General features: G+C 73.4%; 9 protein-coding genes. 1 reads left to right on the top strand and 8 read right to left on the bottom strand.

What is annotated here, in order from left to right; all coding sequences use genetic code 11:
• Position 1: 1 nt before the first annotated feature.
• From ACRYRX_RS04025 to ACRYRX_RS03990, 8 genes are all read right to left on the bottom strand, one after another.
• Complete coding sequence (locus ACRYRX_RS04025; RefSeq protein ID WP_432510525.1) at positions 2 to 583, bottom strand: LacI family DNA-binding transcriptional regulator; 582 nt, start codon at positions 581 to 583, stop codon at positions 2 to 4.
• A 55-nt stretch (positions 584 to 638) separates the two neighbouring features.
• Entirely contained in the window at positions 639 to 1,346 is a 708-nt protein-coding gene (locus ACRYRX_RS04020; protein ID WP_432510524.1) for a ThuA domain-containing protein, read from the bottom strand.
• Complete coding sequence (locus tag ACRYRX_RS04015) at positions 1,343 to 3,628, bottom strand: FAD-dependent oxidoreductase (protein ID WP_432510523.1); 2,286 nt, start codon at positions 3,626 to 3,628, stop codon at positions 1,343 to 1,345. The genes ACRYRX_RS04020 and ACRYRX_RS04015 overlap by 4 nt, the downstream gene beginning before the upstream one ends.
• 87 nt (positions 3,629 to 3,715) lie before the next feature.
• Positions 3,716 to 6,349 carry a hypothetical protein gene (locus ACRYRX_RS04010; protein ID WP_432510521.1) on the bottom strand — a complete coding sequence of 878 codons (2,634 nt, stop codon included), beginning with the start codon at positions 6,347 to 6,349 and terminating at the stop codon, positions 3,716 to 3,718.
• Positions 6,350 to 6,403: 54 nt separating this feature from the next.
• Complete coding sequence (locus tag ACRYRX_RS04005; protein WP_432510520.1) at positions 6,404 to 7,345, bottom strand: carbohydrate ABC transporter permease; 942 nt, start codon at positions 7,343 to 7,345, stop codon at positions 6,404 to 6,406.
• Entirely contained in the window at positions 7,345 to 8,319 is a 975-nt protein-coding gene (locus tag ACRYRX_RS04000) for a carbohydrate ABC transporter permease (protein ID WP_432510519.1), read from the bottom strand. The genes ACRYRX_RS04005 and ACRYRX_RS04000 overlap by 1 nt, the downstream gene beginning before the upstream one ends.
• 31 nt (positions 8,320 to 8,350) lie before the next feature.
• Entirely contained in the window at positions 8,351 to 9,733 is a 1,383-nt protein-coding gene (locus tag ACRYRX_RS03995; RefSeq protein WP_432510517.1) for an extracellular solute-binding protein, read from the bottom strand.
• A 69-nt stretch (positions 9,734 to 9,802) separates the two neighbouring features.
• On the bottom strand, positions 9,803 to 10,822 hold the full coding sequence (locus ACRYRX_RS03990; RefSeq protein ID WP_432510516.1) for a hydroxyacid dehydrogenase: 1,020 nt from the start codon (positions 10,820 to 10,822) through the stop codon (positions 9,803 to 9,805).
• Between the two features lie 229 nt (positions 10,823 to 11,051).
• On the opposite strand from ACRYRX_RS03990, the gene ACRYRX_RS03985 reads away from it, so the two are divergent.
• Positions 11,052 to 12,206 carry a LacI family DNA-binding transcriptional regulator gene (locus tag ACRYRX_RS03985; RefSeq protein WP_432510515.1) on the top strand — a complete coding sequence of 385 codons (1,155 nt, stop codon included), beginning with the start codon at positions 11,052 to 11,054 and terminating at the stop codon, positions 12,204 to 12,206.
• Positions 12,207 to 12,217: the final 11 nt, after the last annotated feature.

Here is a 12,217-nt window from a genome sequence, read left to right as displayed (position 1 = left end):
GTCACCCCGCCCTCGGCCCGTGAGGTGCGCGCCGGCGTCCCCGGCCGCCCCTCGACGTGGACAGGTCTTCGACGAGCGCAGCGATCTCCTGCTCGTACGCCTCGTCCGGCAGCCGGACCCCGTCGGCCGCGCCGTCCTCGACGGTCACGATCCGGACGTCGGGCGGCGGGCGGCGTCCCGGCGTGCCGGGGGCGCGGAGTGCCCCGGCCAGCCGCCGGGAGACGAACACGGCGCGGACGCCGTGGCCGATCAGCAGGTCCAGCTCCTCGCCCGCCGACCGGGCGTCGGCGCCGGCTTGAGCGACCAGGAGCGTCACGCGGTGCGCCCGGGCGGCCCGGCACAGGGCGGACAGGCGTGCGGCGGTGCACGGATCGCCGACGTCGTCGGTGAGGAAACCGAGGTAGGCGACCCAGCCGCGCGCCACCGCCTGCGCGTGCGCGTGCGGTCGGTACCCCAGGTGGGAGGCGACGGTCAGGACGTGGTCCCGGGTCCGGGCCGGTGTCGTGCGGGTTCCGCCGTTGAGGGCTCTGGACGCCGTGGCGATCGAGACGCCGGCGGCGTCGGCCACGTCCTGCAGGGTCACCGGACCACCGGTCCGAGGTGCAGCCGCTCCCCCGGGCACGGCGCTGCGAGCCCGGTCACGCACGCGGCTGCCCGGACCGGTGCGGCCACGGCCCGCCGAGCAGCCAGGTCACCTCGCGCCGCAGCAGCTCGCGCCGCGACGCGCTCGCGTAGGAACGCACGTCGTGACCGAGCCCGTCGTACACGACTCGCCCCGGGCCGGCCGCCTGCCACACGACGGGGTGCAGGTCGCCGTCGTGCTCGGTGGACAGCAGGACGGTCGAGGCCGGGTCCGGTCGCAGCCGGCAGTACCGCTCGTCGAACGCCTCCACCCCGGGCAGGCCCGCCGTGACGGGGTGGTCCTGCCCGGGGGCCGGACGGAAGCGGGCCACACCGATCGGCGGGTGCGTGGAGACGCCCGGGACCCACCGCCCACCGATCAGCGACGCCCAGCCGGGAGCGTCGGTGAACGTGTTGGCGGCCTGGTGCACCGCCAGCAGCGCGAGGCCGCCCCCGCTCACCAGCTCGCCGAGCCGGTCGTGGAAGGGCCGCCACGCGGTGTCGTCGCCGTCCCGGTCCGGGTCGGGACGCCCGGTCCCCGCGACGACGACCAGCAGGGAGAACTCGTCGCCGTCGTCGAGGGCGGTGGGGGCGGTCCCCCGCACCTGGGCCCGCACGCCGACGCCCCGCAGCACCCCGGCGAGCGCGCACCCGGTGGCTGCGTCGTCGTGCCAGCGGTCCTGGTACCGGCCGCGCCCCACCAGGACCAGCGCTCGTGCCCTCACCCCGCCACCTTCGCACCGGTCGCCGGCGGCGGGTACACCTTGAGCGCGGACACCGTCGCCGTGCGCGCGCCGTTCGTCGCCGACACCACGAGGCGCACCTCGGTGACCTCCCGCGGGGGCACCCGGTGCACGCGGTGCCGGTGCCGGTTGCCGGTCACCGCGGCCAGCTCGATCCAGTCCTGCCCGCTCCCCCCGACCGTCCTGCCCTCGAGGCGGTAGTCGCGCAGCAGGTCCGGCACGACCTCCCAGGGGGTGCGGTGGTGGTGCAGGTTGACGAGGTCGGCGTCGACGTCGTCGTTGAGCACCAGGCGGACCTCGGCGATCCGCACGGGTTCGGGCCAGCTGAGCGTGAGGGTGACGGGCCCCCGCGCCAGGGCGTCGACCGCCGAGGACCACAGGTGCGGGCCGCCGAAGGGCCGTTGCAGACCGTCGACGACGCGACCTGCGCGGTACGCCGCGGTCGGTGGTGACACGTCGAACGCGAAAGCCCTACCCCGCAGGGGACGCGCCTCCCAGTCGGTGACGAGCTGGTCCACCTCGTCGGGGACGTGCTCGTCGAACGCCGCGTCGTCGGCGGTCCGGGCGCGCAGGGCGAGCACCCCGTAGGGGTGCCCGTCGGTGAGCACCAGCCGCACCCCGGGCGTCGCGCGGACCACCAGGACGGCGTTGGCGGGTTCGGCAGGTGTCCAGTCGAAGGTCACCGTCCCCGACCCGCGACCGGCCGGGACGTCGGTCCACGACGTCGCGACGAGTTCGCGCGGCACGTAGTTCTGCGGCTTGCCGGTCCCCCACAGCTCCACCGGCAGGCGGCTGGGCGCGTCGGCGTCGGTGTGCAGGGTGACGGTCCCCAGGCGGGGGTCGACCGGCAGGACGAGCGCGAGGTCGCGGTCGAGCGCGAGGGTGCCGACGTGCGCGAAGCCGGTGGTGGACAGCGCCGTGAGCTCGCTGTCGGCCCGTACGCGCGCCGCCGGCGCCAGGTCCTCGGCGTCGTCGGCCCGCACACCCACGAGCGGGGCGTCCTCGCGCAGCAGCGTCCGCCGCAGCAGCCCCCCGTGACGCCGCCCCAGTTCGCGGGGCGCCACGCCCAGCCGGGCCGCGAGGTGCGCGGCGGTGCCCGCGGCCTGCCCCAGCGCGGCGCACGTGGCCATGACCCGCGTGGAACCGAAGGCGACGTGGGTCGCGGAGACGTTGCGGCCGGCGAAGAGGAGGTTGGTGACGTTGCGGGAGTACAGGCAGCGGTACGGGATGTCGTAGGTGCCGTCGGTGTAGCGCTGCCGCGCACCGGGCTGGCGGGCGTAGACCCCCTCCACCGGGTGCAGGTCGATCGACCAGCCGCCGAAGGCGACGGTGTCGGGGAACGTGCGCTGCTGCAGCAGGTCCTGCTGGGTGAGCACGTGGTCGCCGAGGAACCTGCGGTACTCCCGCTTGCCGGGGACCGCGCCGACCCAGTCCAGGGTGAGCGTGTCGGCGTCGAACTCGCCGGAGTTCTTGATGTGGTCCCACACGCCGAACACCACCGACCACAGCTCGTCGCGGATCCTCTCGTTGTCGGTGACGGTGTCGAGCTCACCGCCCCACTCGATCCACCAGTAGTTGCAGCCCTTGTCGCCGGTGCGCACGACCCTGTCGGTCAGGACCGGGCTCCCCCGGAGGTCCTTCGCGATCGAGGGTGGGACGAACTTCTCCGGGACACCGGTGTCGTGGCTGGAGAAGAAGATCGAGCTCCCCAGCAGCTGCCGGTCGGCGCGCTCGGGGGCCCACTCCTCACCGTGCTCCGAGCGCGCCTCTCGACCGATGCGGTGCTCGGCACCGGCCAGCGCACCGACCAGCCCGTCCCCGGTGCAGTCCAGGAAGACCGGCGCGGTGAAGCGCGTCTCGATCTCGCTGCCGGTGGTCCACCCCGTGACCGCCGTGATGCGGTCCTCCCCGGTCTCGACGGCCCGGACGTCGGTGTTCAGGTGCAGCGCCACCCCCGGCTCGGCCCGGACGAGGTCGAGGACGACCTGGTCCCAGTACACGGGGTTCCCCTGGGGGTTGCGGTACTGGTTCTCCAGGAACAGCTCCCCCACGATCCCGGTCTCACGGGCGAAGCGCTGGGTGCCGTGGGCCGTGGCGCCGACCACCCACACCCGGACCTCGCTGGAGGAGTTGCCGCCGAGCACGGGGCGGTTCGTCACCAGGGCGACGCGCGATCCCAGCCGGGCCGCCGCGACAGCGGCGCAGACCCCGGCGAGCCCTCCTCCGACGACGACGAGGTCGTGGTGCGCGCTCCGGTGCTGCATGCGGGGAACCTCCCGGGGGACGGTGTCGAGCTGTGACGGGTTCGGAGGGGCGGCGCGCAGCGCGGCCGGTGCGCGCCGCCCACCGGGTCAGGCGAAGGGGCGGGTGCTGAACGCCGCGTACGTCACCTCGTACGTCGACCGCCCCTTGCCGTTGCGGCCCGCGACGGTGACCCGCACCGTCCCCTCGGGGATGGAGTCGCTGCCCGTGCCGAACAGCTCGTACACGGCCCTCCCCGGCGGGACGGGTGAAGCGCGGCGCTCACCGAACGACGTGGTGATGACGACGTCGGCGGCCGGCACGCCGTCGTTGCGCACGTGGACCGCGAGAGCGACCTCGTCGTCCACGCGCTGGGCCTTCACCGACACCGGGCCCGACGACACCGGCCGGCCCTCGTCCGCGCCGTCGACGTCGAGGCCGTAGAACATCCTCGGGGCGCCGTCGAGGACGACGCTCACGGTCCCGTCCACCACCGGCAGCTCGGTGCGCCGGCCGATGGAGTCGACCTGCGTCACCGTCGCGCCCGTGGCGGGCAGCTGCACCGTCGTCCTGGTGCGCCAGGTGTCGACCCACGGCTCGGGGCTGGGCCAGAAGCCGTCGGCCTCCTTCGGCGCCCCGGTGTTGAGGGTGTAGCCGTCGGCGCGCGACCAGAGGATCGACAGCGGCCCGCGCGGGGTGTCGAACAGCAGACCGCGCAACGTCTCCTGCTCGAAGGCGAACCAGCGCACGAAGGACGACTCGTCCAGGTGCTCGGCCGCGTTGGCGTAGGCCAGCAGCGACGGTTTGGGGCTGCGGTCGCGCAGCACCAGCCCGAAGTGGTACTCGCGGTTCGTGGCGCTCGCGCCCGTGGGGTTGGCCTTGACGTTGTCGTAGAACTGGAACCACAGCGCCCGGGTCACGCCGGCGGACTTCGCGAGGGCCAGGGTGAGCAGCGTGTTCTCCGCCGCGTGGCGGTAGGTGTCCTCCCACTGCGAGTTCGGCTTGGTCGGCGTGTACGCCTCCGTCAGCCACAACTCCATCGAGCCACCGGTGTGCTCGTCGATCATGCGGCGCGCCTCGTTCACCGCACCCATGTAGTTCCAGTACGAGCCGGTGCTCCCGCTCGTCCAGGTGTCGGGTGTCGGGGCCCAGTCAGGAGTGCAGTTCCCGCGGCCGGGGTGGAGGTTGAAGGCGTCGGCCACGTCGGCGAGCCCGGCGGCGAACATCTTCTCGGCGTAGACGTGGTCCATGCCGGCGAGCCCCACGGGGACGAGCTTCACCGGGCTGCGCCGCGCGTCGAGCTCGGCGCGGAACGCCGTCGCCCACTTCGTCACGTACTTCTCGGCACCGACGCCCTTGAGCACGCCACCCTTCATGTTCCACTCGTTGGCGCACTCGTAGGCGATGGCGCCCACGCTCTGCGCGGTGTCGAGCTCGCTCTTCACGTAGGCGGTCAGCGCCGCGGGGTCGCCGTCGAACTCGTCCAGGCTCGCCGGCGTCCGCAGGCGGTGCTGGGTGAACCCGTACCGCTCGAGCTCGGCCTTCGTGAAGTGCGCGTGCCGTTCGTGGCGCACGCCGAGGCGCGCGATGAGGGCGCGCTCCTCCGGCGGCCCGAAGAGGTAGTCGGCGGCGAGGCCGAACATGCTGGTGGCGCTGGTCTCGACGAACTCGTGCGGCGGCAGCACCGCGATGTTCGTGCGCGCGTAGCTCGTGTCCGGGCCCGCCGTCGTCGTCAGCTCGACGAACGCGATGCCCCGCCCCGGCAGCTCCACCTGCAGGTCGTCCGAGACGGTCGCCTGCGCGCCGGCGTCCACCGTCCGCGTCCGCTCGGCGACGGTGGTCCCGTCGAAGTCGTGGGCGGTCCACGTGAACCGCACCGGACGGGCGGATCCGCCGTTGTGCACGGCGCCGTGGACGGTGAGCGGGGCGGTGGCGCTCTCCCAGACGTTGTACGGCCGGTCGGTCCACACGTCCGCGGCCAGTGCGCGCCCCGCGACGAGCGCCTCCACGAGCACGGGCCGCGCCGCGGTGGTCAGCGCGACGTCGGCCTCGGCCCGGAACCTGCCGGCCGAGACGACGGCCGCCGGAAGGTTGAGGGCTCCGGAGTCGCGCCAGGAGGAGTTGCTCCCGGGGGCGACGATGAACAGCGACCGGTCGCCGAGGTCCTGCTCGTAGACGCTGCGGCCGTTCGTCTGGAACGGGATGCCGCCGCGCGGGTCGCGCACCCAGTCCGCGACGCCCGTGAAGGTCTCGACGGTCGGCCCGGGCACGGCCTCGCGCCGCATCATGCCGTTCGCGGCCGACGCGGTGCCCGGCGAGACGATGTCGTAGACGATCCCCAGGCGCCGGCCGCGGGGGGTGAACGTGCCCGTGACGCTCGCACCGGGGACGGGGACGTCCCAGGTCACGACGAGGGCCGGGGCCCCGTCGGCCGCCTGGCCGGTCGTCGAGGTCCCGGAGGTGAGGTTCAGGGCCCCCAGCCGGTACCCGGTGAAGCGCTGGCGGACCACCCCCTCGGCGTCGAGGAGCGACACCGTGCCGCCCGAGGCGCTGATCGTGAAGCCCTCGCCGTCCAGCGTGAGGGCACCGGCGGCCGTCGCGGCGGGTGCGCCGGCGCCCTGCAGGAGGAACTGGGAGCCGAGGACGCCGAAGAACCCGGCGGCCACGAGAGCGCGGCGGGACAGCGGGGCGGGTGCCTGGGAGCAGGCGGCGGTGGACGGGGTGCGTCGTGCGTCGTGGGACATGACTCCCTCTCGGAGAGGTGGGCGGGGAGGTGGTGGACGGGTGGGCCGGCGCCGTCAGCCCTTGATGCTGCTCGACAGGCCGACGCCGCGGAGGAACTGCTTCTGGAAGACGAGGAAGAGCACGACGGGGATGAACACGGCGATGAACAGCGCCGCCATGAGCAGGGAGACCTCGGAACTGGCGGCGAGCCGGGGCAGTGAGACGGCGAGCGGCTGCATCTTCGGGTCGGTGAGGACCAGCAGCGGCCACAGGAACTCCTTCCAGGCCGCCACGACGGTGAGCAGCGAGACGACGCCGAGGATCGGCCGGGACAGCGGCAGGACGATCGAGACGAGGATCCGCAGGGGCCCGGCACCGTCGATGCGCGCCGCCTCCACGAGCTCGCGCGGCAGCGCGTCGAAGAAGTTCTTGATGATGATCACGTTGAACGCGTTGGCCGCCGCGGGCAGCCACACGGCCCAGTAGGTGTTCTGCAGGCTTCCGCCGACGACGGGCAGGTCCAGCACGGTCTGGTAGAGCGGCACGAGCGAGACGACGCCGGGGATGAACAGGGTCGCCAGCACCAGGGCGGTGAGGACGTTGCCCCACCGGGGCCGGAGCACGGAGAGCACGTAGGCCCCGGTGACGCACACGAGGAGGGTCAGGGCCCACGACCCCGCGGCGAGCCACACGGTGTTCAGCAGGGAGGTGCCGACGTCGAGCCGCGTCCACGCCTCACCGAGGTTCTGCCCGCGGAACCCCGAGGGCCACAGGGCGAAGGGGTCGCGCAGGGTGTCCTGGGCGGTGGACGTCGCGGCTTTGAACAGCCACAGCATCGGCCCCGCCCCGGCCACCAGGAGCCCCACCGCGACGAGCACCTCGACGGCCGCGAGCGTGACGCGCACGACGGGCCTGCGCAGGTCGGTGTCGGAGACCGCTGTCCGCTCCCGGGCTTCGGGTGCACCGGCCCGGCGCCGCGGGCGGCGCTCGGTCCGGACGTCGGTGGCGGTGCCCATCAGCGGTTCACCTTCCGGGTGAGGACCTGGTAGGCCGCGGCGACGGCGGCCAGGACGAGTGCGAGCAGGAGGCTGAGGGCCGCGGCGGCCCCGTAGTCGCCGTTGACGAACGCGTAGTTGAAGATCATCAGCAGGACGGTCGTCGTGGCGTTGTCCGGCCCGCCCCCGGTGAACAGGTACGGCCCGGAGAACACCTGGGCGGTGCCGATGACCGTCAGGAGCGCCAGGACCAGGACGATGCCGCGGATCTGCGGCAGGGTGATGTGCCGGATCCTGCGCCAGATGCCCGCGCCGTCGAGTTCGGCGGCCTCATACAGCTCGGAGTTCACGCTGGTCAGCGCGGCGAGGAAGATGATGGTGTTGGTGCCGGCGCCCGCCCAGGTGGCCTCCAGCACGAGCGAGAGCATCGCCGAGCCTCCCGAGTTGAGCCAGGGCTGCGGGTCGATGCCGACCCAGCCGGCCGCGGTGTTGAACAGGCCCGTCGGTGACGGGTCGTAGAACACCTTCCACAGCAGGATCGAGACGACCGGCGGGAAGACGACCGGCAGGTAGACCAGCGCGCTGTAGATCCCGCCGCGCCTGCGCAGCTCCGCCATCGCGACGGCCAGGACGATGGGCAGCGGGAAGCCGAGCACCATGCACAGGACGCCGTAGAGGACGGTGTTGCCGACGGCGGTGGGCAGCAGCGGGTCGCTCAGGACGTACGTGAAGTTCTCCCACCCCACCCACTCGTCGGCGGCGACGAAGTTGGTGCGCTGGAAGCTCATGACGAGACCGCGGACGATCGGCCCCCACGAGAAGACCAGGAACACGAGCACGAGCGGGAGCGCGATGAGCGCCGTCGTGGCGTGCTCGCCGCGCAGGCGCCACCGGCGGCGGCGGGCGGGCACCGGAGCCGGTGCGGCCGGGGGCGCGCCGGTGCCGGGCGGCTGCGGCGCGGCGCGGTGCCGCCGGGTGGTCGGGGTGCTGGTCATGGGCCGGGATCTCCTCCGAACGTCCTCCGGGTCAGCGGGCGGCGCGGTCGATCTTGGCCTGCGCCTGCTCCTGCGCCTCGGACAGCAGGCTCGGGATGTCGGCGTCGCGTTCGGTGAGGACCCGCTGCACGACGCTGTCGAGCAGCGCGTAGACCTCCTGGGCGCTCGTGACGGGTTCGGTCTTCAGCTCCACCTCGGCGAGGTCGTCGTCGTAGGGAGCCACGTTCTCCTGCGGGACGTTGATGTGCTCCGCGATCCAGCCGAGGTACTGCTCGTACAGCTCGGGGGTGACGGGGCTGATGCGCGGCAGGCCGACGTTCCCGCCGTCCTCCGCGGTGGCCTTCGCGGCGGCCACGGCGGTCTCCTGGTCGGAGTACGTCCGCAGGTCGAAGTAGTCGATCCAGCGGACGGCCGCGGCCTTCTGCTCCTCGGAGGTCTTCGGGCTGACGATCTCGACGGAGCCCCCGGTGAGCACCTCGCCGGTGTTCCCGGGGCCGCGGGGCACCGGCGCCAGGCCGATGCTCTCCCGCGGCATGCCGTAGTTGGAGACGGCGGCACCGTACGAGGCGGACGGCACGGACATGAACATGGCGACCTTGCCGGCCGCGAAGTCCTTGGCGATGTCCGTCATGTTGTACAGGAAGCTGGACCCCATGGAACCGTCCTCCCAGCGCATCTGCTGGAGGTACCGCAGGGCCTGCCGGGTGGCGTCGTCGTCGAAGGTCGCCTTCGTGCCCTGCTCGTCCTCGATCGACCCGCCCATGCTGTACGTCTGGGCGGTGAGCATCCAGCCGCCGTTGTTCTCCGTCGTCATCTGCGCGTAGCCGGCGACCCCGGTCGCCTGCGAGATCCGCTTCGCCGCCTCCCGGACCTCCTCCCACGTCGTGGGCGGGGTGTCGGGGTCCAGGCCCGCCTGCACGAACAGGTCGCGGTTGTAGAACAACCCAATCGCGTAGGGCAGGACGGGCACGCCGAACTGACGGCCCCCGGAGTCCTGCGCGACCTTCGCGGTCTGCGGGTTGAGGGTGTCGGCGAAGTCCGCCTCCTCCAGCGCGTCGGTGATGTCCGCCACCTGCCGGCGCTGGATGAGCGACTGGATCTCGGTGAACGGCACCTTGAGGACGTCGGGGAGGGTGTTGCCGGCGACGTTGGCCTGGAAGGTCTGCGCGTCCCACACCGTCTCGACGGGCTGGACGTCGATGTCGGGGTTGGCCTTCTCGAACGCCGCCACCCGCTTGTCGAACGTCGCGCGTGCCGCGGCCTGGTCGGCGCTGGGGTAGTCGCCGACCTCGAGGGCGACCGGCCCGGCCGCGTCGGCCGTCTCCGACCCGGAGGACGAGCACGCGGGCAGGGCGAGGACGGTCGCGGCGGCGGTGGCGCCGAGCAGGAGCAGGGGTGAGCGCTTGAAGATCATCGTTGATTCTCCTGGTGGGTGGTGGGCCTCGGGGTCGTGCGTCGGGGGTGCGCGGCGGGCACCCCCGGGTCAGGCGGAGAGGGCGACGCGGTCCTCGACGAGCTCGTGCTCCAGCGGCAGGCCGCGGGCGAAGCGGGAGACCTCGCCGGCCACGAGCGCCCCCAGGCGTGCCTCCTCGCTGCCGAGGCTGCCGGCGATGTGCGGGGTGAGGAAGGTGTTCGGCAGCCCGAGGAGCGGGTGCCCGGTGGGGAGCGGTTCGGGGTCGGTGACGTCGAGCAGGGCGAAGAGGTCGGGGCGGTCGGCGAGCACGGCGCTCAGGACGTCGTGGTCGAGGAGGCCACCGCGGGCGGTGTTGATGAGGGTGGCGCTGTCGGGGAGGGCCGAGAGCAGGTCCCGGCCGACCATGCCGCGGGTTCCCTCGGTGAGCGGGGCGTGCAGCGTGAGGACGTCCGCGCGGGCGAACGCGTCGGCGAGGTCGACCCGCTCGACGCCGAGCGCGGCGCACTCCTCGTCGCCGACGAAGGGGTCGAAGGCGATGACGCGGACGTCGAGCGCGGCGAGCCGCTCGGCGACGCGCCGGCCGATCGCGCCCAGGCCGACCAGGGAGACGGTCGCGCCGTCGAGCCCGCGGACCCCGGTGCGCTCGGGGGTGCGGGCCGTGCCGCGCGCGGCGGCGGCCAGCCGCCACGCGTTCTTCAGGGAGAGGTGGATCTGCGCGACCGTGAAGTCGGCGACCGAGACGGCGTTGGCGTCCGCGGCGTTGCACACGCGCAGACCGCGCGCCCACACCTCCTCGCCGACGATGCCGCGCACCGTGCCCGCGGCGTGCGCGACCAGTTCGAGCGCTGGGAAGCGGTCGAGGACCGAGGCGTCCAGGGGCGGGGTCCCCCACCCGGTGATGAGCACCCGGGCCCTCGAGGCCTCGTCCCGCGATCCGGCGAGCGGGAGCAGCGCGTCGCGATCGAGGTCGATCAGCGCGGCGTGCTCGGCGATGGTGGAGCGCGCCCGTGCGTCGAGCACCGAGGTGCGCCACTGGGGCCCGATGATGCTCGCCACGACCAGCGGGGCGGCCTGTGCGGTGGTCTTCAAGACACCTCCTCGTGTCGGGCGGTCGTCGCCGGAACCACTATTCGATCGACTCGATCAGCGGGTCAATCCGACGGCGTGAAACGATCGGAAGTGATCGGACGCAGGTGGAAGGGCTGCTCCCCGGACGTTCTCGCTCTCCCTCGGCGCCCGCCGGCCCGGTCGAGGACCGGACGATCGGAACCGATCTGCCGGAGTAGGGTTCTGCGCCACCGGACCCGGAGGAGTCGCCGTGATCGCCGCCGAACGCCGAGAAGCCGTCCTGCGTGAGCTGCGGCTGCGCGGCTCGCTGTCCGTCGCCGAGTTCGCCGGGCGCTTGGCCGTGTCCCCGATCACGCTGCGGCGCGACCTCGCCGAGCTGGAGCGGGCCGGCCGTCTCACCCGCGTGCACGGCGGGGCGACCGCGCTCCAGCAGGTTCCCCCCGGCCCCGTCGCGTTCGAGCGGAGCGCGCAGCAGCTCGCCGCGACGTTCGGTCTGGCACCGCGCGACGCCGGCGACTCCTCCGCCGTCGCGACGATCGGGATGGTCGTCCCCACCCGCAGCTACTACTACGCCTCGATCATCGAGGGCGCCCAGAGCGCCGCCTGGCTCGCGGGAGTGCGCCTCACCCTGGCGATCTCCGACTACAACGAGGCCGAGGAACGCCGCGTCTTCGAGCGGATGCTCCACCTGGGCCTCGACGGGGTCCTCATCACCCCCAGCCGTTCCGAGCTGGGAGCCAGTCCCCTGCGGGAACTGGTCGAGACGTCCACGGTCCCCGTGACGGTGCTCGAGCGCGTGTGGGAGTTCCCCACGCGCGGTCGCGCCGTCGACTCCGTCCGCTCGGACCACCGCTACGGCGGGGAACTCGGAGCGCGTCACCTCGTCGAACTCGGCCACCGCCGCATCGGCCTGTGGACGTTCGCCAACCCCCACGTCGGGGAGATCAGCGCGGGGTTCCGCGCCGCCGCCGACGCAGCGGGTTGCCACGTGCACACCCCCTCCTTCGACTTCGGGCACCCGGAGTGGAACTCCCTGGACCCCATGCAGAACGTTCGCCGCTACGTCGACGAGGCGGTCGGCGCGGGCGTGACGGCGCTCGTCGTCCACCCGGACGAACTGGCGCTGCAGGTGGTGCAGGCCGCGCTCGACCGGGGCGTCGACGTGCCGTCCGGGCTGTCGGTCGTCGCCTACGACGACGAGGTCGCCAGCCTCGCCGAGCGGCCGATGACCGCCGTCTCACCCCCGAAGCGGGCCATCGGGTTCGCCGCGATCGACGCGTGCCTGCGGGCGATCGCACACGTCCCCTCGTCCGTCGAGGACTTCCCGGCGCAGCGCATCCGGTTGCTGCCGACCCTGCGGGTGCGGGAGACGTCGGGGCCGCCGGGCGGACGGGGACCGCAGTGACCGGTTTCGAC

This window comes from Kineococcus lubricus (assembly GCF_050871965.1).
In the GTDB taxonomy this organism is placed as follows: Bacteria; Actinomycetota; Actinomycetes; order Actinomycetales; family Kineococcaceae; genus Kineococcus.
This window is presented reverse-complemented; position numbering and strand designations above follow the sequence as displayed.

Excerpts from the sequence above, each read along its gene's own strand:
- ACRYRX_RS03995 (WP_432510517.1), bottom strand. The coding sequence starts at position 9,733 with ATGATCTTCAAGCGCTCACCCCTGCTCCTGCTCGGCGCCACCGCCGCC.
- ACRYRX_RS04010 (WP_432510521.1), bottom strand. The coding sequence starts at position 6,349 with ATGTCCCACGACGCACGACGCACCCCGTCCACCGCCGCCTGCTCCCAG.
- ACRYRX_RS04000 (WP_432510519.1), bottom strand. The coding sequence starts at position 8,319 with ATGACCAGCACCCCGACCACCCGGCGGCACCGCGCCGCGCCGCAGCCG.
- ACRYRX_RS04015 (WP_432510523.1), bottom strand. The coding sequence starts at position 3,628 with ATGCAGCACCGGAGCGCGCACCACGACCTCGTCGTCGTCGGAGGAGGG.
- ACRYRX_RS04005 (WP_432510520.1), bottom strand. The coding sequence starts at position 7,345 with ATGGGCACCGCCACCGACGTCCGGACCGAGCGCCGCCCGCGGCGCCGG.